This window comes from Paenibacillus baimaensis, from assembly GCF_025567575.1.
Map to the genome: position 1 here is coordinate 40,507 of NZ_JAOQIO010000099.1, position 21,576 is coordinate 62,082.

General features: G+C 47.9%; 20 protein-coding genes. 3 read left to right on the top strand and 17 right to left on the bottom strand.

The genetic code is table 11. The features are described from left to right. Positions 1–4: 4 nt before the first annotated feature. Positions 5–1,081, bottom strand: coding sequence for a MerR family transcriptional regulator (locus OB236_RS28970; RefSeq protein ID WP_262687023.1), 1,077 nt, complete (start codon positions 1,079–1,081; stop codon positions 5–7). Between the two features lie 58 nt (positions 1,082–1,139). Beyond that, on the bottom strand, positions 1,140–2,588 hold the full coding sequence (locus tag OB236_RS28975) for a hypothetical protein (protein WP_262687024.1): 1,449 nt from the start codon (positions 2,586–2,588) through the stop codon (positions 1,140–1,142). A 203-nt stretch (positions 2,589–2,791) separates the two neighbouring features. On the opposite strand from OB236_RS28975, the gene OB236_RS28980 reads away from it, so the two are divergent. Next, on the top strand, positions 2,792–3,496 hold the full coding sequence (locus OB236_RS28980; RefSeq protein ID WP_262687099.1) for a TrkA C-terminal domain-containing protein: 705 nt from the start codon (positions 2,792–2,794) through the stop codon (positions 3,494–3,496). Between the two features lie 89 nt (positions 3,497–3,585). Here the strand turns inward: OB236_RS28980 and OB236_RS28985 are convergent, their stop codons facing one another. Next, positions 3,586–4,548: a D-2-hydroxyacid dehydrogenase gene (locus OB236_RS28985; RefSeq protein ID WP_262687025.1), complete on the bottom strand. Its 963-nt coding sequence runs from the start codon at positions 4,546–4,548 to the stop codon at positions 3,586–3,588. Positions 4,549–4,728: 180 nt separating this feature from the next. On the opposite strand from OB236_RS28985, the gene OB236_RS28990 reads away from it, so the two are divergent. Next, the gene (locus tag OB236_RS28990; RefSeq protein WP_262687026.1) at positions 4,729–5,334 is read left to right on the top strand and encodes a PrsW family glutamic-type intramembrane protease; all 606 of its coding nucleotides are present in this window, start codon (positions 4,729–4,731) and stop codon (positions 5,332–5,334) included. A gap of 189 nt (positions 5,335–5,523) precedes the next feature. Here OB236_RS28990 and OB236_RS28995 read toward each other — a convergent pair whose 3' ends face one another. The 14 genes from OB236_RS28995 to OB236_RS29060 form a co-directional block, all read right to left on the bottom strand. Next, positions 5,524–6,714 (bottom strand): M24 family metallopeptidase, encoded by a 1,191-nt coding sequence (locus tag OB236_RS28995; RefSeq protein WP_262687027.1) that lies wholly within the window; start codon positions 6,712–6,714, stop codon positions 5,524–5,526. A gap of 73 nt (positions 6,715–6,787) precedes the next feature. After that, positions 6,788–7,558 (bottom strand): alpha/beta hydrolase, encoded by a 771-nt coding sequence (locus OB236_RS29000; protein ID WP_262687028.1) that lies wholly within the window; start codon positions 7,556–7,558, stop codon positions 6,788–6,790. 269 nt (positions 7,559–7,827) lie between these two features. Next, complete coding sequence (locus tag OB236_RS29005; protein WP_262687100.1) at positions 7,828–8,535, bottom strand: S-layer homology domain-containing protein; 708 nt, start codon at positions 8,533–8,535, stop codon at positions 7,828–7,830. Between the two features lie 172 nt (positions 8,536–8,707). Then, positions 8,708–10,543, bottom strand: coding sequence for a hypothetical protein (locus tag OB236_RS29010; RefSeq protein ID WP_262687029.1), 1,836 nt, complete (start codon positions 10,541–10,543; stop codon positions 8,708–8,710). 24 nt (positions 10,544–10,567) lie between these two features. Further along, positions 10,568–11,077: a hypothetical protein gene (locus OB236_RS29015; protein WP_262687030.1), complete on the bottom strand. Its 510-nt coding sequence runs from the start codon at positions 11,075–11,077 to the stop codon at positions 10,568–10,570. Positions 11,078–11,084: 7 nt separating this feature from the next. Then, the gene (locus OB236_RS29020) at positions 11,085–11,462 is read right to left on the bottom strand and encodes a hypothetical protein (protein WP_262687031.1); all 378 of its coding nucleotides are present in this window, start codon (positions 11,460–11,462) and stop codon (positions 11,085–11,087) included. 17 nt (positions 11,463–11,479) lie between these two features. Continuing rightward, positions 11,480–11,767: a hypothetical protein gene (locus OB236_RS29025; RefSeq protein WP_262687032.1), complete on the bottom strand. Its 288-nt coding sequence runs from the start codon at positions 11,765–11,767 to the stop codon at positions 11,480–11,482. A 23-nt stretch (positions 11,768–11,790) separates the two neighbouring features. Beyond that, positions 11,791–12,678 carry a hypothetical protein gene (locus tag OB236_RS29030; protein ID WP_262687033.1) on the bottom strand — a complete coding sequence of 296 codons (888 nt, stop codon included), beginning with the start codon at positions 12,676–12,678 and terminating at the stop codon, positions 11,791–11,793. Positions 12,679–12,740: 62 nt separating this feature from the next. Beyond that, positions 12,741–13,733 (bottom strand): hypothetical protein, encoded by a 993-nt coding sequence (locus OB236_RS29035; protein WP_262687034.1) that lies wholly within the window; start codon positions 13,731–13,733, stop codon positions 12,741–12,743. A gap of 3 nt (positions 13,734–13,736) precedes the next feature. Then, positions 13,737–15,395, bottom strand: coding sequence for an ATPase, T2SS/T4P/T4SS family (locus tag OB236_RS29040; protein WP_262687035.1), 1,659 nt, complete (start codon positions 15,393–15,395; stop codon positions 13,737–13,739). A 3-nt stretch (positions 15,396–15,398) separates the two neighbouring features. Further along, the gene (locus tag OB236_RS29045; RefSeq protein WP_076229880.1) at positions 15,399–16,694 is read right to left on the bottom strand and encodes a P-loop NTPase family protein; all 1,296 of its coding nucleotides are present in this window, start codon (positions 16,692–16,694) and stop codon (positions 15,399–15,401) included. A gap of 37 nt (positions 16,695–16,731) precedes the next feature. Next, a complete protein-coding gene (locus OB236_RS29050; protein WP_076229879.1) occupies positions 16,732–17,433 on the bottom strand; it encodes an SAF domain-containing protein in 702 nt (233 codons plus the stop codon). A 24-nt stretch (positions 17,434–17,457) separates the two neighbouring features. Continuing rightward, entirely contained in the window at positions 17,458–19,233 is a 1,776-nt protein-coding gene (locus OB236_RS29055; RefSeq protein WP_262687101.1) for a serine/threonine protein kinase, read from the bottom strand. A 243-nt stretch (positions 19,234–19,476) separates the two neighbouring features. After that, positions 19,477–20,565, bottom strand: a complete 1,089-nt coding sequence (locus OB236_RS29060) for a copper amine oxidase N-terminal domain-containing protein (RefSeq protein ID WP_262687036.1) — start codon at positions 20,563–20,565, stop codon at positions 19,477–19,479. A 229-nt stretch (positions 20,566–20,794) separates the two neighbouring features. Here OB236_RS29060 and OB236_RS29065 point away from each other — a divergent pair, with 229 nt between their 5' ends. Next, positions 20,795–21,520, top strand: a complete 726-nt coding sequence (locus tag OB236_RS29065; protein ID WP_262687037.1) for a sulfite exporter TauE/SafE family protein — start codon at positions 20,795–20,797, stop codon at positions 21,518–21,520. Positions 21,521–21,576 lie beyond the last annotated feature (56 nt).

Here is a 21,576-nt window from a genome sequence, read left to right on the forward strand (position 1 = left end):
GGCATTAGGGCTGGCGGAGCGCATACACCATGTGTACCCATTCGTTCAGCTGCTGCTGTACCGTGATATAGCCATGCTCATGAAACCACTGCAGCAGCCTGGAACGGTCAGAGGGATAGCAGTTGGCCAGCTTGGCCAGTACATCTGTCCTGCCAACTGCCTGCAGCCGGGTAAGATGTGCCGCTCTGGCATCTTCATGCTCAAACATAAGGCCCGTAATAACGACACGTCCGTGCGGCTTCAGCACACGGTCCATTTCGGCAAGACCCAGCAGCTGCTGGGTCTCGTTCACATGATGGAACGCAAAGCTGGTCGCAGCAAAATGAAACTGGCCATCGAAGAACGGCAGTGCGAGCAGATTGCCGAGCTTCGCTTGCAGCGCGGGATATTTGCTGCGGCAGCGAACCAGCATCTGGCGCGATTGCTCGACAGCCGCAACCTCGGCACCTGTTTCCAACAGCCTTCCCGCCAAATTACCCGTCCCCGCGCCAATATCGAGCCCCACCTCTTCAGCCCTTGGAGCCAGCCACTGAACGGTAAAGGCCAAAGCCTGCTCATACTCGTCTGCTGAGGCAATCCATCCAACCGGGCTTTCGTTCAGATCATGTCGTTTGCGGTCAAACTGCTCAGCGATTTGGTCAAAGCCCCACTGATCCTCCCAGGAGGAACGGGCTGTTCGAATTCGCTTCGTATGCTCTGCGAGCTTGAACAGATCGTCCATGACGAGTGGCTTTCCTTCGTCCACCTGATCAATCAGCTCATCCATGGCGGTCAGGGTCTGCTTCCATTCTACCCACTTGGAAAACAGGATCGCCCGCTGCAGCTCCAAATGATGATGCAGGGAGGTCGCATCGCCACTGTCAAATACTCGCAGCAGCTTGGCAATGCTCTCGATGCCGATCCCCATTTCACGAAATGAAGTGATCGTTTGCAGCCGCCATGCATCCTCCTCATTGTAGTGCCGATAACCGTTGTGTTCATTTTTGACTGGCTGCAGCAGCCCTTTCTCCTCATAGAAACGAATCGCCCTCGGAGTGACATCCAGCCTGCGGGCCAGTTCATTAATTTTCAATATTCCCATCTCCCTGCTAACCCCATTATAAACTATTACGTAAGGGGAAGGTAAAGAGGCTTCTGCTTTATTTTCGTTTACCTATTTCCTTAAACAAACGCCTCAGCGTAGTCACCCCCAGCGTAATCGCAGCCCCCATCCCTGTAACCATCACGGTCAGCGCAATATATTCAAAAATGGAATAGTCATTCATTTTCCCCCAATCGATAGGTCCCTTCAAGTCTTCAATCACCTGATTCATCCCATAAATACCACTGACCACCGAATAGATCGTCAAGATCAGCAGCAAGTAATTGGAACGTTTGGCTGTAAAATTTTCCTGGTATTTGTACAGATCAGCCAGCGTTTCATTCACTTCTGCGTACAGCTCGTCACTGCCCAGATGCTTGCGAAGCTGGAGAAAAATTTCTTTGCCCTGGGATTGGGTAGCGACCTCCAGAAAGTAATATCGGGCAGAAAAAATCGTAATCGAGCGGATCAAATCATCGATTTCGTCCTGATTCTGATCCAGTTGGACATGCGAATAACGGTTCGATAATTTAAGCAGCACAACTTTATAAAACAAATTAATGAGCACGCCATAATAATATGCTCCGTACATGTGGTTGCCGAGAGCCGTAGTCACTTCCTTGGACTGATTCGTCAAACAAAAGAAAGAGTTCTCTTCAATCACATAAAACGTATCCGGCCCCCACCTGTCGTAAATGTGCTCATCCAAATACCGCTGAATATAGTCCATATTCGAAGAGCTAATATAAGGCTCGCCCTGAAGGTCCAGTCCATCGACCCGAGAGGCACGGTATATATCCTCAGGTGCAATCGGGCAGTTATCTGTGAAGGAAACCAGTCCCTGTACAAACATCCGCTCATCCACAAAAAAGGGCAGCTTTTCAAAATACGTTTTTTCCAGATCCGTCTTGTCCAGGTAGGCGATCATCCCGGGCACAAGTCCATCCAAAATAAATTCTTCGACCTCGTTGTAAAGATTTCCATTTTGGACCAGCTCAACCGGCTCATCCTGATCCTTCATATTTTGCAAAATACGGAATCGGTTCACGAACTCCAGCACCTGCGAGTAGGTTAAGTCGTCACATCTCACCTCGGTCCGTACCGTAATAAAGCCCAAATCAAAGGGACATAACACGACATCGACCGAATGTATACGAAACGGGATATGCTGTTGATTCATCCGCAGGCTACAATCCATTTCCAGACGCTTGGAATAACGTAAAAATACATCCTTGGAATCTTTATGAGGAAAAATGACGCTATTCGTAAAAGGTAAATAATACCGTTCCAAATTCAAATGGGATACCTGATAGCCCTCCCCGTAGAATGCAGTCTCCAGCTCCAGATTTCCCAGTTCAAACGCAGCAAAGTCGTCCTTTTGCAGCTGCTGCTTCAAATCATCCTGGCAATCCTCATTAAGCGAGAACGGAAACACGAACTGAAGCAGTGCAGCCTTAAGCCGTTTTTCTTCTAATACAGGTTGAACCATGGTATGGGGTTGGACCATTCTTTTCACCGCTCCTACTGATCACCGAATTGTTCTCTATAGGTAGTATTACTCTACAACCCACCCAATCAATCAAAAAAGATCAAAAATCCAAAAAATTGAAGTAAAGTTCCTTGTCCTTAATCAGATTGAAGGGTTCAAGAACGGTACTGAATGGTAATGATAGAATATATTCGGTTGCAAGGGGGATATCGTGCGTGGAGATGCTGTTTATCGTCATTTATTTGATTCTGATTGCCTTGGTGCTGGAGGTTTCTTCTACCCTTCTGATCATATCAGGGCTCAAAAAGGAAATCGCGCGCTTTCAGGCGGTTTCCATGCTGACGGCAACCGGTTATACGACACTGGAATCGGAGCTGATCCTGCGTCACCCGGTACGCCGCAATATTGGCGTGTTTCTTATCTTGTTCGGTGTCTTCTCGTTGGCTGTTCTGATCTCCATTATCAGCAGCCTGTTGGGACAAAATTTACGAATCCCGGCTTTGACAATAGTAACCGTTGGACTTGCTGTTATTTTACTAACGGTCAAAAACAAAAAGATGATGGGTCTGCTCAAGCTCAAGTTTCACCGTCATCTGAATCAACAATTTGAGCTGCATCAGCTGCCCATCGAAGAAATTTTGTATACGAGCGACACCGATTGGGTCACGGATGTTCATATCCATGCCGACTCCAATTTAGTGGACCAAAGAACGGATGCCTTATTGGGTACGGAGGAAGATATTTTGCTGCTGTTTGTTCAGCGGGATGATCAGAAAATCAGACAGCAGTGCCTGAAGCTGACGATTCAGGAGGGTGACATCTTGTATGTGTATGGCAATAAATCGGCTATTGAGGAGAAATTTCACCATGAGCTCCAGAGCATGAAGCTGAGTAATCAGAAGGAGCAGCATGTTGTAGGTATGTAAATTGGGGGATCGACGCTACATCAAATAAAAAGCATCCAATGCTACCGACGCGCAGTAGAACATGGATGCTTCTCATAGTCGTTTGCAGATTACCCGTTCACTACATGAACGGTATGACCCGACAGAAAGCTTTGAACATTATCTACTGCTGTTCCCATCAATCTGGCTCTGGCTTCTTTCGTCGCCCAGGCGATATGAGGTGTAATCAAGCAGTTCGCTGCCGCATACAACGGATTCGAAGGTACAGGAGGCTCCACGGACAGCACATCCACCGCAGCTCCGGCAATTCGTCGATCGTTCAAAGCAATTGCCAAATCCTGCTCGTTAATTAGTGCTCCACGAGAGGTATTGATCAATATAGCCGAATGCTTCATCAGCGCAAGCCGCTCCGCATTGATCAGCTTTTCCGTAGCCGGTGTTAATGGGCAGTGCAAACTAATGACATCCGATTCTGCTAACAGCTGGTCAAGCTCCACCCACTCTACGCCTTCGACTGGAGTCGGATTGCTTCTACCGCTGCCCACTGCGATAACCCTCATGCCAAAAGCGTTGGCGATTCTTGCCACTTGACCACCAATACGACCAAGCCCGATCAACCCCATTGTTTTGCCTGAAAGCTCAATCAGCGGCGAACGTGTAAAGCAAAAATCTGGGCAGTTGTTCCAATCCCCCGCATGGACTGCGTCACTGTGAGTCTGTACCCGATGACACAGCTCCAGCAGCAGCGCAAATACGAACTGGGCTACGGATTGGGTTCCGTATGTAGGGATATTCGTCACAGGAATTCCCCGCTGCTTAGCCGCTTCCGTATCTACAATATTGTAGCCAGTTGCCAGCACACCAATATATTTGAGCTTCGGAAGCTGCTCCAGTATAGCGGCTGACAGCTGTGTTTTGTTGGTCAGCACGATATCCGCATGAGCTGCACGTTCCACAATTTCAGTAACAGCCGATCGATAATATACGGTAACATTGCCAAGCTGCTCTAATCTTCCCCAATCCAAATCCCCCGGGTTTAATGTGTAGCCATCCAATACGACTATATTCGCCATAACCGAACTCCTTTTATGATCAAGCTTTGATATACTCTTATAACATTCCTTAGCTTAAGCATACAGCAATAGCCCTGTTATTTCTTCGTTTGTTTCAGCCTATTTTTGTACATAGAGGGTTCACATTTTTGGATAGGTTATACAAGCCGCACGTCATTAATTTGGATATAGGCGGATGTATTGGATACCCGGGCCAAGCCATGGCTGTTTGCCCGTGTTTTTATATGGGTGATGATTACCTACATGGGCATGTACACTGGCTTGTCCTTTTTTGGAAACTTCAATTTCCTGCCCGTACTTATTATCGTAGGTTCTTTCATGGTGCCTTTTACTTTGGTGGTCTTTTTCTGGGAAATGAATGCACCGCAAAACATCCCTGTCTACAAGGTTGTGTATACCGTCTTTATTGGTGGTGTCGCGTCATTGGTCGCCGCACTGGTTCTCTACCAAACCCTGCACGACTTCAGTGGTGTACTCATTGTCGGCTTCGTCGAGGCGGCGGCCAAGGTACTGGCCATTGCCTGGTTCCTGCGTAATTCCAAAGACACTTACATCCTGAATGGATTACTAATTGGAGCCGCTGCAGGTACGGGCTTTGCTGACTTTGAAACCGCTGGTTACGCACTAAGAGTACTGCTTGAAACTAGCAACCTTGAGAGCTTGTATGACACAATTTTATGGTGCGGCATTTGGCATCTGGAGGCCATATCGTGTGGGCGGCACTTTCCGGCGCAGCCATCTGCATGGTCAAAGGAAAACGGGACTGGCAATGGCCGATGCTGCTGAAGGGACGGTTTCTGAGTATCTCGTATTTTATCAGTATGAAATATGGCCCACGCCAAAAAGCCCCCGGGACTCGGGGACTAGAAGTTACTTCACCATGTTAAATAAGATAGGCAGCGATTGGATGGTCTGGAGGGAAATCATAATACAAACTTAATCAGCACAAAATTCCTTTTTCCTATTACTTCAAGATTAGAGCTGGATAAGCCCCTCACGCGACACGGTCAGCTTTTCGAATCCGGTATCCGTAATCGCATAGCTGTTCTCAATACCAACCACTCCACGCTGCGGGAATGTAAATTTGGGTTCGATAGCTATGACCATGCCGGGCTGAAGTCGGTAGCTGAAGCCTTTGGCAAGCACAGGCAGCTCATCAATCTCAAGCCCGATTCCATGTCCGAGAAATTTAACCTGATCGTCGCCATAGCCCATATAATGGTCACTTAGTCCAGCAGTATACGCCATTTGCAGTGAATGCATGTACAACTGCTCGCATACGGTACCAGGCAGCAGCTTCGATTCCACACTGCGTATAATTTGCTCCGAATGCTCATAAGCTTGTAGCAAATCCTCGGCTAATGTACCGATAACGACGGTTCGTGTCTGATCGATGACATAGCCATCGATGCAACAGCCGATATCGATCAGAATCGGTTCGTTGGCTGCAATGGGGCGACGGCTCGCGCTTTGTGGACTTGCCGGGGATAAACCCTGACCTCCGGCGGGACCATCGAAATAAGTCGGCATTGCTGCTGCCTCTCCCGCTCCAATCATTCCCGTAATTACCTCTTGATTATAGCCTCGCATTCTCATTATACCGATGTGGCCAGCTCGTCGTACATACGTCTCGATATGACTCATCAGCTCCAGCTCCAGCATTCCCGGGCGCAGCTTGTCGAGCGCATCCTCAAAAGCCAGATTGATGACCCGGCCCGCTTCACGAATGTATCCAATTTCAGCAGCTGATTTGATCATCCGTAGTTCACGGATCAGTAGTGAACCATCTACCCAATCCACTTGTGGCAGTACGGCTTCCAATCGTTTGAGCTGCTGCACAGGAAGTACATCAAATTCAGCAGCAAGCCTCAGGTTACGCGAATGCGCTGCATGGAATAAGGAACGATACACATCGGCCAGCCGTTCCCCAAAGCTTCGGAATGAGCCCAAAGACTCCACGGTAATGGAGGATTCCTGCTCTGCACGTACAACACTACGGCGAACAAAGAACACGGCCTCTCCCTCATTTGGCACAAACAAATACCCGGTCTGCATCGATCCTGTAAAATAATACAAATCGACATTTTGCGTGATCATACAGCCGTCAATCTGCAATTGCAACAGTCTTTCTTGAAGCCGTCTTACACGTTCAGTATGCTCGTTCATGAAACCTCTCCTTTAATATTTCCCGTTCAAAAACGAGCTTGATCATCAGCAATCATCACTGACTGCACAGCAATTATCGAATTGGCAGCCAATTCAGCACGTTTTGAATTTTTTGATCCCAATAACCCCATTCATGGCTTCCCGGCTCTTCTTCGTAGGTCAAATCCAGCTTCAAGGCGCGGCAGTGGTCACGGAAACGCACATTGTCCTGATATAGAAAATCCTCCGTGCCGCAGCACTGATACAGCATTGGGCTTGGACCCTCACCTTGCGCCACTTCCTCCGCCAGTTGAAAAAGATCATTACGGCTCCCCGCAAATTGATCCAGATCGCCAAAGATACGTTGGAACTCTACCGGATCGCGCTGCTTGGCAATGGACGCAATATCAAGTGCCCCCGATAAGCTTGCTGCTGCTGAGAATCGATTCGGACACGACAACGCCAGCTTGAATGCGCCATATCCTCCCATCGACAAACCTGCAACAAAGGTGTCCTCCCTTGCCTCCGATAACGGAAAAAACGACCTCGCTAAAGCAGGCAGCTCTTCACTAATAAATGTCCAATACTTGTAGCCAACAGCCATGTCGGTATAAAAACTGCGGTTAACAGCAGGCATCACAACAGCCAAGCCATAGGCGGCAGCATATCGTTCAATAGAAGTTCTTCTCATCCAAATCGTATGGTCATCCGACAAACCATGCAGTAAAAAAAGCGTAGGATGCTTTTTTTTGATTACATTGGATTCCATTCCGATCTGTCCTGTAGTCGACTGTGGTAAAATGACGTGCATGGATGCGGATACCCCGAGCGATTCCGAGAAAAAATGACAGTCCATAAAAGCCATAGATTCATGTCCCCTTTTGATTAATCTTACCTAGAGGGTAACAGGATTACCAAATAAAATCCAGCGAAAAGCTCTGACGACTCTATGAGATCGAAGAAGCCTCCAAGTCCACTACATAGTGGAACGGAGGCTTCGTTGTATCAGGATCAACAATCAACATCCACGTGGGGAAGAGCAGATCCGATATCGACTTTTGTGATAGAGAGTTCGGTAAACACACGATTACAGAGACGATGGTTGTTCCTCTACCGAATGAGAAATATCTTTTCTCAGTGCGAAACTGTCTCCTTATTAGGGCCTGCTAAACCGAGTGCATTGCGTAACCGCAGCATGACAACAACAGCTTCAGCTCGTGTACTCACCTTAGCTGCCCATTCAGCCTGCACTTGCTTGCTGTCTGTATCCGTTGAATGGCTATCATCCAACAGACCTGCAGAGATCGCTCGTTGTTTGAGCTCCGATTCTTCGTTAATGGAATTGGGGTCGATCGCTCTTAAGCTAAGTGCTATGAGGACTGAACGCGTTAATTCGCGGTTCCATTGGTCTGGTGTAAATTCATTTTCCTTAATGATACCAACATCCCGTAATGACTGAATATTACCGTTATAGAGCGTAATCTCAGTGGAATTCGCTGCGCTTGGGGCCGAGTTGGCTATGCTCGGGGTCAAAATTGGAACTTCCAGACTTGCCGTGAGCAGAGCGGTAAACTCCGCCAGTGTCAAGGTATGATCCGGCTTGAAGGTTCCATCCACATAACCGGATATAAAACCATTCGCAGCAGCCTCACGAATCGGAGCTTCCGCCCAATGCCCTGTTATATCGCTAAATAAGAAAGTCATCTCTTCCTCGTTGTCAGCAGCAGTGCCACCCTCCTCAACAACTGGAAGAACATCAGACACAACGACCGTATCGTTCGATCTGGCAAATCCTATATGATTCGGAATTAACAAACTAAAAGGCAATGTTACAACCGCCATCACGAAGACCAACCTTCTTATAATAGATAGTAAGGAAACAGCAATCATAAGTTTGATTTTGTTTTTGAAAATTCGATATGCCCGAGCTCTGTCAGTAACCGCTTTACGATGAAGAACATTGCTTTTGGGATAGGTCATCATTATTCAAGCCCCTCTCTTTAAAGTTAATGACTTACTCAGCTTCATAAACCTTCAATATGCGACTGCTCTCTCGTTTTCCTTCAGAGGTTATCGTCACATAAATGTGACCGCCATTGCTGTTAAGCTGAAGACCGCTAATCGTGGCTGTGGTCACACCAGATGCTGTAATGGCTGAGGCCTCTCCCCCGTCCACCGTCTGAATTGGCGTAGCTATCAGTACATCGGTGTAGAGTTTGATCGTATCACCTGGTTTGATCGCAATCGCTGTAACCTCATCATTACCGTAGGCTCCTGCCAGATTGGATACTCGCAGCTGATTAGGGGATAGCGGAAAGGTAACAGGCTCGGCCGCATATATTTTAGCCGTTCGTGCACTTTCTTCCTCTTGCTTATGCGTTACCGTTATATAAACAAGGCCATAACCAGTCCCAGGTAAAGCTGCATGAACCACAACAGAGCTCGCATCATCGGATGCAGTCGCGCTGCCAATAGCCACTACAGATATATCGTCCGCATATACCTTCACTGTATCACCAGCCTGCAGGTCGTTCACTGTAAGGGTATCTTCGGATCCCACAGCGTTATGAATTTGAATTTGGGATCGATCCGGCGCACCGCTCGCCAATTCGGCGGCGTATGCTTTAATGACACGTCGACTTTCCGCACGAAGGGAAGAGGTTACTGTCACGTATACATATCCGGCCTGTCTGCCCAACTGTGGGACCAAAACCTTCACTTGGGTTGAACTGCTGTCAGCGGTAGCCGTCCCGATCACAGTGGTTGAAGATGCATCTGCATATACTTTGACGATATCACCAGCAGCCAGACCCGACAGCTCAATTCGATCATCCGTTCCTACTGGCTCGTTTGTCACTACAATGGTGCTTGGTGACGGTGCAGCCGTAATCGGTTCCGAGCGATACTGCTTCACCACGCGTACACTTTCCTGCAGGGGTGGGCTTGTAATGGTCATATACACACTGCCTTCTCCCACACTCAACTGCGGGAGTGATGCATCCGCTGTGTCAGAGCCTGCAGCCACAGTAACCTGAGTCAAAGGAGAGGCTGCCTTCTCAGAAGCGTATACTTTCAAAATATCACCTGCCTGCAAGCCGCTCACGATAATATGATCATTCGTTCCACTAAGCTCATTCAGCACACGAATTTGTGCCAATTTCGGTTTAGCGCTCATGGCTTCACCAGCATATCCCTTTTCCGTTGCCCTACTCTCACCTTTTCCTAACTCCGTCAACGTAACGTAGACAACACCTTCGGTGCTTCCGAGCTGTCCGATGGAGACAACAGTGCCTTCGCGGGAACCCGTTACTGCTGTAGCAGAGCCCAATAAATTGGTTTTCGAAGCGTCCGCATATACTTTGACGAGATCTCCTGCTTGCAGTCCCAGCAGTGCAACTGTATCCGGTGTGCCTGTTGAATTATTCGTAATCCGAATGTTGCTTGCAGAAGGCGCCACGGACAAAGGCTCGGCCAGATAAGATTTCACAATACGTCTGCTTTCCGAATACGCAGGCTGTGTTACGGTAACATATACATAACCAGCCGCAGCACCCAGCTGATTGATCGTGATTATTGCGCTATTCGACCCGCTGCCGACTGCAGCAGTACCCAGCGGTGTGGTCGTTCCGCCATCTGCATACACTTTGACGATATCTCCCGCGGACAGTCCGGTTACAGTAACCATATCCGATGTTCCAGTCAGCTTATTATCAATACGGATCATGCCTGGAGCAGGTGGAACCGATGCAGCGGCAAATGCTGTACCGGATACTGCCACCGGAAGCAAAGCCACGCTAACCAAGCACGCCATGCAGGCTTTCATTAAGCTTGTCTTTATAACCTTATTCATATGCAATCAGCACGCCTCCCCCTTTTACTGGCTTGACTTGAAATCCAATGGGTATTCATAAATTACCGTTTTATATACATCTCCTTCATAAGAAAGTGAACTGTTGCGCGGCATTTTCACCTTCACCCTGTAGATCACAGCCGGCCCTTTCAGAACCTGAACAATATGCTCGCTTTCCCACACATAGCTGTAAGGAAACACCACTCCCGGGGACAAATCGTCCACATAATCCTCAAATACGATAACAGGCGCAGCCGACAGCAGACTGCCTTCATAAGGTGTTCCATCCGGACGCAGCTGTAAATTTCCGCGAAGCCCTGCCTCAAATGCGGCATGTGCCAATGGACGCTCAAACACTACCAGACCTTCAGCGAGCCAATCCTTATTTACCTGCAGGGCCGCATCATGAGCGCCACGATTCAAAGTGAATTTTAACCGGTTATGTGTAGTCGTCGTAACAAACCTGTCTGCTTCAAACCCCGTCGTATACAAAAACATCAACACCACAAACAGCAGCAGCAGCGCTCGATTCATCTATTAATCACCGTACCATCGCCTCGCTCATCTGTTTGGCATAACGGACAATTTGTGGAGGTTCGCGGTCCTGACTGCCAAACATGCTGTGAAACAGCCATCGTGGTGTACTTTTTACAGAAAGTGTGCCCTCAATATATTCGCCCCTCGGTGTGAGTATCGTCGTTCCCGTAAATCGGATATCCACACCATCCAGCAAAAAGGTATGCTCCAGCGTATACCGCATCTCATCGATAATTTCCGGAGTAAATCGACCGTTATCTGCATTAGCTGCTTTTTGAATGGCACTGTCGAGCACCATTTCTACTGCATTGGCCCGAGTTGAATATATATCATGCAAAATCGGCTGAAATAGCAGCAGCAGCAAAATATAAACGCTCAGCATCTCCACCAAAGCAGCTTTCATGCTGGTATGGAATCAGGTGGTATCGCAAAAGCAGGATGTAAGGATGGTGTATTCGTTCTGCGTTCCGTGTCTGCGTACAGACTGCGATGGATGTCTTCACGAATACCTCCATGAGCTAATGCAGGTGTGTAAATGAACGAGCTCGGAACGTTAGTATTGTTGAATAAATCGTCCATTTGCGTCTTTTTATCCTTAATCGAGCTCCACATTGCCACAAAAATGAACAATCCGATGGCAGCCAATGTAGCTGCAATGAGTAAAAACTTTTCCAAGGCCGGTTTCATTATTTATCCACTCCTTCTATGATTCAACCAAAATGATTCGTGCTGCGTGCCAAATCCGTTACATACTGCTGGGCGATGTTTAACGCATTCCACAAATAAATCAACAGCGGGCTAAACGCCGCAGCATAAGCCAAGCTCCCAAAAAACTTGCGTCTTCGCCGCCGATTCTCGCGCAGCATCTGGGTATAACTCTCTTCCCTCGCCTCCACCAAGGCAGAAATATCCTCAGGCGGCGTCATTTCCAGATCTGCGAGCAGCTTGCACAGCTCCTTGGCCTCCTTGGTTCCGATATCCTCGCCAATCGCATGCAGTGCAGCGGACGCCCCTTCATCAAATAACCGCAGCCCTTTATTCAATGCAGGCTTGATTCTTACCGTATAATCGCGCAGCTTGGTCAGCATCGTATGCAGATTCAGTCTGCGGCGACCAACCCCTTTAAGTTCGTCAGCGATCATGCTGTAGATCATGAACAGCTCGCGGTTTTTTTCCCCGTCGTCAATCTCCTTCCATTTGGCCAGAAAGTAAGTGAGCAGCGAAGCCCTCGTGTTGGTCGCAAGCAGCATCACAACCGGTCCCCACAGCTGAAGCAGCAGTGCAGGCAAGGATTGAACACCCCAATTGAATGAGATGTCATATAAGCTGTTGATCAGCCATAGTAGCGCGACACCATAACGGATGGACTGGATTTTTAGCGCATTCATCCCCAACGGATACCCCGTACGCTCCAAACGTTGATCCAGCTCTGGATGATCCAGCCAGGTTTTCAATCGTATATATTGCAGGCGGGACATATATTTAATGGACAGGGGGGTCCGCAAACGGCGATGTATCAGATAAGCAGCAAGCATGTAAATCAGGCAAATCAGGATGCCAAGAAGTCCGCCGCCGACAGCATATAGATCATGGTGCATCTGAAAGAAAACCTTCGACCTCCTTGTGGGCTAAATCATATGCTGAAGCTGATATCAGCCTTCTAATAATCATTGGGCGGACGTCGGAACCAGGTTGCCAGAAGCAGCGAGCCGATAATAAAGCAAACCGTAACCGTCAGCCAAAAGCGCCCTTGCTCCGTTCCTAATTGGTAGTGTACCGTGCTCGTGTAGCCCATAAATATGACCATCATTAGCAAAAGCAACGGGAACAAAAGCACATGAAGCCAGCTCAACTGCAGCACCTCAGAGCTGGAATCCCCCTCATCGCGCAGCATATCGATCTGTTTGTGAATATTTTTATCAATCGCCATGAGCGTGCTCTCCACATTTTCGTTACGCAGCAGCCCTTTCAGCATTGTTAAGCCAAGCTGCTTGGCAAAGGATGTTTGAATACTGTAGATAAATTCTTCAACCGCCTTCTCCATTTCGCGCGAGTCCACATAATTAAGCTCCTCCCTGATCAGGTTCATAAAATGACTGCGGATCGCACTGGACGACATTTCCTGACAAGCCAGCTGCAGCGCCATACGCATATTACCGCGGGTAACCTTGTATTTACTGGTCAAAATACCTATCGTTTCTGCAAGATCATAGCCGCTTTGGATTTGTTGGCTGCGCAGCTTCAGCCGTTGATAGATGATCAGTACTGCAAACGCCACAACGGCAATGAACAGACTGAAACGAATATCGAAAGCCATTACGTAGGAAACCATCCCGGCCGACAAGGAGCTCGATACAGCCAACAGTAAAAATCGCTGAACCGAATATTCGTTATAACGCTCCTTCATCGTAGCCTTCAGCAGCAGCTCCAGCTGACGATGTATTCTTCGGTATATTGCCGCAATTCGCCCTGCTTGCTTGTGGCCTCGAGGCTTACGCTTCAGCTGTTTCATGCTAACTCGGTGTCGGTGCTCTGTCAGCAGCAGCTTACGAAGATAACGGAGAGGCTGCCTCAGAGTCATATACAAACCGATTGTAAATAAACACGCTGAGATGAACAGAAGCGCCATCGTCAAAATCGGAAACATAGACAAGGGCTAAACCTCCTCATCCGTCGAGTGCTCTGTTGGTGATACTACAGGGTTACTTGACATCGCAGCAGCCATTAGATTCATCGAAACACTGATTCGGTGCAGCGGATTAGCCGCTACAGGATTATAAACAACTATTCCCTCGTTCTCAGCAATAGGTGATGCCGCTGCCAATGCTGCTAACGCTTGGAAAGTTCGTTCGGACCATTCCGGATGCACCTCATGCATTTCCTTACGCAAGCCCTCACTCAAATCGTTGCGATACGTCCATGTATCCGTTCGCTCATTCCAATGCATCAGCTCATGAGTACTAATTTCTCCGGTATATCGATTGTAGCGAAGCTCCATAACACTTTTGAGTCGTTTACGCGTTCGAGTCGTGTCCTGCGTCTGCACGATCAGAATATCGATATTTTCGGCTACACGCTTTTCTTCCTCCTCAAAACGCACACCCGGATTCAAGCTGCACAGCAGCCTCGCGAACTGTGAGGGTACGGTTTCCGGCTTCCATGTGTGAAAGGTGCTGCCAAAGCCCTTGAGCAGTCGTTCGCAGGCGAGCATCGCACCCTCCGCCTCGACTCTGCGTACTTCACCGATAATCGCATAGTCGACGTCGAAGCGCAGGATCTGATCCATTGCATGATGAAAGGTGCCTTCATGGGTGATCCGTTCGATCAGCTTTTTTTCGGGAAAATCGCGGCTGGCAGCCAGCTCGTAATGCTTTTCGATAATCGCACCTGTGTAATGGTTTTCCCGTTCCGATATCAACGCTTTAAGTGTCGTGGATTTACCCGTTCCTGGCGGACCAATGACTATTACATTACAATGAGTTTTCGATATGCCCTGCAGCAGTTCGACAGCTTCCGGCGGGATGGTGCGGCGCTTGGTATCTGCCAAATCCCCCACGGTAACACGACCGATCAAAAACCGTCGAAACGTAATCACATCATGCCTTACGTCGGGCTTCACCGTGAGCGTAACCCGTTCCCCCGTATATAAATCCACCTCCAAGGTTGTATTGTATAGATTGACGATCGCATCTTCCTTTTGGCGAGTGAGTGCGCGAATGATTTTGTCCACCTCCTGTGTGGAGGCAAATTGAAATGGCATCCGTTCATGGCGACCGTGATGATGGATCCAGATGGAGGTTCCAATAATTTGCGCGGCGTAGCTGTCAGGATACGTTTGCCAGCAGGCCAGTGCCTTAAAGCCGTATATTTCATGAAACATCGCATGTGTCACATCGCCATAGCAGCGCTGCTCTTCCTTGGCAAACCGTCTGAGATTCATGTAATAATCCGGCAGCTCCAGTTGATGCAGACCCTGGCGGTCCACATGGGATTGTATTTGCTCCATAATGGCAGTCACTGTCTCGGGCACACCGATAATCGCGTTGTTTTCCAGCTCGACGAAAGCTTCGGCATCATCGCTATCCGGTGCTCCTGCCAGATTCCGGTTGCCTAGCCCTTGATGCATAGCACCTGCGAATCGTTCACCGACCATTTCTTTGTAGGTGTGGCAGGCTTGCTCGAAAAGCACCTTTCCGCCACTACTCATCAATTGGGGAGGCGTATAGGTCTGTTCAACTGAGGACGAAAACGTCGGTTCCCATATTTCAGGCTCCGTATGAAACTGTCCAATATGAAACCGCGACTGACTTGCCAATGTTTAAGCCTCCTTTACAGGCTTCATCCAACGGAACCACGAGCCCTTCGAGGATCCTGCCGCAGAATCCGTGTGCTTGGCCGTTTCTACAGCAGACGTGTGTACAAGCGGCAAATCATAATAATGCAGCATCGCCTTCGCTATTTTGCCCAGCTCTTTGTTGTAATCGTGATTGTGCGGATGGACCCAGCCAACCTCTGCTTCTTTGCGATAAAATGACGGATCATACGGCAAACTGCCTACATATGGCATCTCCAGCTGGCGTGAGAGCTGTTTTTCATTTTCGATATCGGGTGAGCGAATCATTTTATTAAACAGCAGCATCGATTGGCGCTGCTCCCATTGAAAAACCGGGTGCAAAATATGCTCGCACATTCGCCGCCACTGCGCCTTGGCCTGCTGACTCTGACTCATATAAACGAGCAGCAGATCAGAAGCATGTATGCTTTGTGCTGCCAATGCATGGTCAGGATAGCTGCCTGCATCCAGAAGCACCAGATCAAAGCACTCGCGCGCCTTCTCGATTAACCATGACACGCCATCCGTCTGGTAATAATACAGTTTTTTCAAATCCCGGCTGCCTGCTAAATAATAAACGTTCGGTGCCAGCAGTTGCATTTTGCTCTGAAGCTCTGCAGCCTGAAGCTGCTTGCCCTGCAAGCTTCCCCACAGCTCATCCATATATTTGGCCGAATAAATCAATCCACTATCCCCGGGGTTCCAGCCGTTTAGTCCAAAAATCCCTACTTTTACTCCCGATAGTGCCGCCAGTGTAACTCCGATTGACAATAAACTGGAGGTGACACCCAGCTGCGGAAGCGCGCCGATTGCGGTAATGACCTTACTGACAGTCCTTGCCTTAATCAGGCATATCTTCCCCGTCTCATCCGCTACCTGCTCAGGAGTATGGTATGGAAGCACATAGTCAATACCTTGCGCTGCACACAGGCTTTGCGTTGTTTTTAAGGTCAACGGATCCGTACCGTTGCTTAGTAAATAAATAATTCGATTCGCCAGATAGTAACTGCGCAGCGTGAACAATTCGTGCATATCCAGAAGCACGTCGCTTACAATCCATACGTCTCCAGGCAATAACGAGGTCTCTGGAGCTGGTACTGAAGGATTCGATACGAGGGTTCGAGCTGTTTTCAGTAGAGAGTCCCGCTTGCTTTCCGTTCTTTCTCCCATCAGAAGAACGGCTACCATATCCTTGGATACGCTGGATACCGACTCATAATCGCCGGAAATTCGTAACGCCTCCAGCAGTCTTCGGTCGCCTGAAACCACATAAGCATTCAATGTTTAATAGACCTCCTTTAAGCTTATATACTACGTACTAGTGATAAACGACCAGGAATCGGTAACCCTTAGTACCGTATTTGCGGATCAGTTCTTTTTGATCATTATTGACAATCAGCTCTATTGTACTGACCATACCTGTTGGTTTTTTACGGTCATCGGATGCTCCGATTTCCTGATTGTTGGTGCCCTTGGCATAGCTGACGACAATTTCCTGAAGTTTTTTCTCTTCCTCATAAGAAACATTCAGCTGGTCCAGTTTTTCACGTGACAGCTCCTGATTGGCTGTCTTGTCATCAACTTTTTTGCTTTCCTCCTTTTGGACCAGCAGCAAGGAGACCCGATCACCACGCAGCAAGCTGCCGGGAGGTTTTCCAAACATCCATTCCACCGGAAGTGGCATGTTCCACTCATCAGCACCAGGCAGCAAATGGGCGGTGTTCAGCATATCAGCTGTGATTTGTTCATTCAGCCGAACGGCTCGTGTCGTTTCCTGATGAAGTGCTGATGGCATACGTACCAATGCCCCGTCAACAAGCTGCTCTTTTTTTACCTTGACCGTTTTGAGGTCTGCTTCGGTTATGCGTAAGCCGCGTTCGACAGAACGGGCAGCCTGGACCACTTCAACTGTTCCCCAGTTGGGTTCCACGAACCACTTCCAACCGATAAGCAATGCAGGTCCAGACAGGCACAAACCGATGACCAACACATAATACATACATTTATACCAAACATTCATCCTGCCGGGTCCTCCATTTCCTTTCTATCCGTTCCTCCACAGCTTGTGCAGCAGACCCTTGGGACCTGTATGAGGCAGCCAGCTGCGAAGCCAGTCTTGCATCGAACGCTCTAACTGAGCTCGGACTCCAGGGCGGTCCTGCACCAGTATACCCAGCCAGCTCGCCTCAGCCATCCTGGTAAAATCAATCGCCGGAAGCATACAAACCGGTGGTTCGGGAAATACACTCAACCATTGTCCGGTATGACTGGAATTCACTGCCTTATTGGCGATGCCCCAGACTGGCTTGCCCAACCGCCGCAGTTCCTTAAGCCGCTTCATATTACGTCTTGCGGCAGCCGATTCCAGCTTATGCAGCATCGGATCCATGACATAGACAAACTCGGAGGCAAGCTTAATCAGCTCGTTTGCCGTCTCATCCTCCCAATTGGAACCGATATCGACCAATATAAGCGGCCGCTCTATCTCCTGGAGAATTAACTGCTGCAGTCGGCTGAACGCCAGCTCAGTCCGGTTACCGTCTGCCAGATTAGGCTGTATCGGATGATCAATACTCATCGAATCATGGGGCCATTCAGCTCCCGATTGCGGTGCCGCTGGCAGCCACAGCGTGTTGCCATCCTCCCAAGCTGTCTGCTGCTGCCGCAAATCCACTCCCGCTTCGTTATAGCAGCGATAATCAGGGGGAGCATGCTTCTCACCATACAGTAGTGTGTACAGCTCCGGATGCCTCGATTGCACCTCCATAACCGCGTGCCTGACACCAAGCCCGTGCAGTGCGCGGGCCAGCGCTAGTGTCGTGAATGTTGCGCCAGCACCCGCGTACAGCCCGGCTACAACCAAGACTCGCGGCGGCGACTTTGACAGCCCCTTTCCACCACTATCCCTTGAGGCTGTGCCGCCTTGTTCCGCTCGACCTCCGTCTCGATTTCGTCCTCGGCCACCATCCTCGTCTATTTCGCCATACACGTCTGCTCCATTGTTTCCTGCTGCTATTTGCAGCGGCTGAATTCGCAGCAGCTCGTCGCGTACCTCCGCGGCGCTCTGGCAGCGAGCTCGCGGCTCCGCATGCAGCAGCTTCTCCACCAGCACTGACAAGCTCGCAGAGATCGCGGCGCTGTGGTCGCTCAGCGGCCTGCGAACGGCATAATAATAGTGACCGCCGCTCAGCAAGTAATACAGCAGCGCACCCAATCCGAACAAATCGGTGCGCGCGTCGGTCTGCCGACCTTCGAATTGCTCGGGTGCAGCAAAACCAATCGTACCAATTCGCACCGTATCGGCAGCTTGTCCGGCCTTATAGCTGCGAGCTATACCGAAATCAATGAGTCGTATCCGCTCCTGCGCATCGATCATCAGATTCGCAGGCTTCACATCTCTGTAAATAATCGGCTCAGGCTGGTGGCTGTGCAAATACGCGAACACATCACACAGCTGCAGTGCATAATCAATCACATGATTGACTGGCAATCGCTTGCCGGACCGTTCAAATCGCTGCAGCAGCGTTTCTCCCTCAATGTAATCCATCACCAGATAGCTGCAGCCATTGGAGTCAGCTGGAAAATAATCAACAATATCTGGAAGATTCGGATGGTTAAGTTTAACAAGCATTTCTGCTTCCGCGAGAAATTCATATTCAGTTCCATTGCTCTGTCTGGATTCCTTAACTGCCCAGCGCTTGCCGGCTAATCGCAAATCGTCTGCCAAATATACAGTTGACATTCCCCCGCTTCCCAGCACGGCTACGATACGATATCGCCCTTCGACTACATCACCGATTTGTTTGCCCTGCGGCTGCATCTGCACCTCAACCACCCCCATTTGAGCTATTTGATCCCTTACACGCTAGTCCACGACCAACACAATAAACAGCTATTTCAATTCAGCAACATCAAGATTAAACAATATTTAGATGCAAAAAAAACCGCCCCTTCCATGCTTTTCAGCATGGGAGAGGCGGTTCTTCCGCTCATCACTTCCAATATTGACTATAAAATACCACATTTTTCAAATTAAATCAACTATTTAGAAATATACTTGACTCTATTCTAATGTTGAGTCCATTTGTACAACATTTTCCGTTCCATTTTTGGTATTAAAGTATATATACTGAGTGTAAGCAGAGGCTATGTGAACGAGTTGGTATTTATAGTATTCACCATTTAAATAAGGGTCATTTTTTATCGTAACTTTTTGAAGAAATGTTATTTTAGAATCAGTAGCGTATCTTGCTTCCAGAAATTTTGTAGCTTCACTTTCAGTAATTTTTAAGTCATCGACTTTAGTTTTATATGTGACTCCCTCAATTAGCCAGTTATCATCCTTTTTTATTAATTTAATTTCAAATGAAGCACCATCAGATAACATATCAGGTAAACTTATTCCTTCTACAAGTAATGAATTTTCACTGACTTGATTAACTTTTAATCGAGTTTCGATTAGATCAGCAACTGGTAATTTGGTAGGATGACTTTCATTTAATGAATTTGAATAGTATTCTGAAAATTTGCCGTTTATAAAATTATCCGATAAATATTTTGAAAACTCTTTTTTTCTGGCTTCATAGGCTTTAGCAATTGTTTGATTATCTGCTTTTTTGTAATCGATCCTGTACTTGGCAAAATCTTCTTTAAGAATATTTATATAAAATTGATTCGCATCGGATAGCAACTTATTAATGGTCTGAGCATCGGGTCCAAATACAACTTGGATACTGTCGTTAATGTTTACAACATTATTTGCGGAATCCCATTCGACCTTTGCCTCAAATGATTCACTAACAAATCGAGCAGGTATCATTGTCTTTTCATTAATAATTTGAGGGGCTACGGGTAGGATATTCAGTTGATCATTAACATAAGCTTTGATATCTCCAACTGTTAGCACAATTGTTTTAGCATCTTTGGTCGCGGTAATCTTCTTTGTCAAATCATCCCATTCTATAGTAGCGCCCAGATTCTCGAAAATATCTCTTAGCGGTACTAGTGTAGATTCTTTGATAATGATACCATTGATTACCTTGGGTAGCTTCACCTGATGATCTGCAGCTGCTGCGATGTTTAATAATAAAGATGAAGTTGTCAAAGTAATAGTTGTATATGAAATGAATGATTTTATAAGTTTACTTTTCAATATGATCTCCCTCTCTTCTAATTACATTATCGCGTTACATTATAACATGGCGGAAAATCATATCACCAACATTTGTATAAACAAGAAAAATAAAGGACTTAGGGTCGTGACAAAGATACTTGATGCGACTTATCAATTATTCAAACGAATGTCTTGTCCTGTCCAGCAGCTCTTGATACAATCAATTTGTGTTATGTAAGCTCTAAGATTGTTCATTAGGAGTGTTTTTTTGGGGGATTATTTATTTGTCTTGTTGGTAGGACTAGTAGCCGGGGCTGTCAGTGGCGTCATAGGAACAGGTTCGTCCATTATGTTATTACCTGTTCTTGTATTTGCATTTGGCCCTAAGCAAGCAGTACCCATTATGGCAGTGGCTGCTGTTATGGCGAACCTGACCAGAGTCGTTGTCTGGTGGCGTGAGATCAATTGGCGGGCCTTTGCTGCCTACTCGATTACAGGTGTGCCAGCCGCCGCAGTGGGTGCGCGAACATTGTGGGAACTGCCAACAGCAGTTATAGACATAGGGCTTGGTATGTTTTTTTTGCTTATGATCCCTCTCAGGTATTGGCTCAAGGCAAAGGATTTCCGCATTTCCTTATGGCAGCTTGCCGTCGCTGGAGCTTTGATTGGCTTTTTGACTGGAATCGTCCTCTCTACGGGTCCTCTAAGCGTACCCGCATTCACCTCATACGGATTAATGAAAGGTGCATTCCTCTCAACGGAAGCAGTAAGTTCACTTGCATTGTATGTCAGCAAGGTTGTAACCTTCCAGGAGCTTGGAGCACTCCCCTCAGAAATGATGGTACACGGAGTTATCGTCGGCGCTTCTCTGATGCTCGGCACATTCGCTTCAAAAGCTATTGTTCAGCGGATGAGTATCATCTCCTTCCAATATGTGTTAGACATCTTATTGTTTGGTTCAGGGCTTTCCCTTCTGTGGGCGGCAATCCATTAGACCACTTCGTCCAAAAAAAAGCACGGGCCCAGAGATTGGGCTCGTGCTTTGGTCTA

Excerpts from the sequence above, each read along its gene's own strand:
- OB236_RS28970 (WP_262687023.1), bottom strand. The coding sequence starts at position 1,081 with ATGGGAATATTGAAAATTAATGAACTGGCCCGCAGGCTGGATGTCACT.
- OB236_RS28975 (WP_262687024.1), bottom strand. The coding sequence starts at position 2,588 with ATGGTCCAACCCCATACCATGGTTCAACCTGTATTAGAAGAAAAACGG.
- OB236_RS28980 (WP_262687099.1), top strand. The coding sequence starts at position 2,792 with ATGCTGTTTATCGTCATTTATTTGATTCTGATTGCCTTGGTGCTGGAG.
- OB236_RS28985 (WP_262687025.1), bottom strand. The coding sequence starts at position 4,548 with ATGGCGAATATAGTCGTATTGGATGGCTACACATTAAACCCGGGGGAT.
- OB236_RS28995 (WP_262687027.1), bottom strand. The coding sequence starts at position 6,714 with ATGAACGAGCATACTGAACGTGTAAGACGGCTTCAAGAAAGACTGTTG.
- OB236_RS29000 (WP_262687028.1), bottom strand. The coding sequence starts at position 7,558 with ATGGCTTTTATGGACTGTCATTTTTTCTCGGAATCGCTCGGGGTATCC.
- OB236_RS29005 (WP_262687100.1), bottom strand. The coding sequence starts at position 8,535 with ATGGCGGTTGTAACATTGCCTTTTAGTTTGTTAATTCCGAATCATATA.
- OB236_RS29010 (WP_262687029.1), bottom strand. The coding sequence starts at position 10,543 with ATGAATAAGGTTATAAAGACAAGCTTAATGAAAGCCTGCATGGCGTGC.
- OB236_RS29015 (WP_262687030.1), bottom strand. The coding sequence starts at position 11,077 with ATGAATCGAGCGCTGCTGCTGCTGTTTGTGGTGTTGATGTTTTTGTAT.
- OB236_RS29020 (WP_262687031.1), bottom strand. The coding sequence starts at position 11,462 with ATGCTGAGCGTTTATATTTTGCTGCTGCTGCTATTTCAGCCGATTTTG.
- OB236_RS29025 (WP_262687032.1), bottom strand. The coding sequence starts at position 11,767 with ATGAAACCGGCCTTGGAAAAGTTTTTACTCATTGCAGCTACATTGGCT.
- OB236_RS29030 (WP_262687033.1), bottom strand. The coding sequence starts at position 12,678 with ATGCACCATGATCTATATGCTGTCGGCGGCGGACTTCTTGGCATCCTG.
- OB236_RS29050 (WP_076229879.1), bottom strand. The coding sequence starts at position 17,433 with ATGAATGTTTGGTATAAATGTATGTATTATGTGTTGGTCATCGGTTTG.
- OB236_RS29055 (WP_262687101.1), bottom strand. The coding sequence starts at position 19,233 with ATGCAGCCGCAGGGCAAACAAATCGGTGATGTAGTCGAAGGGCGATAT.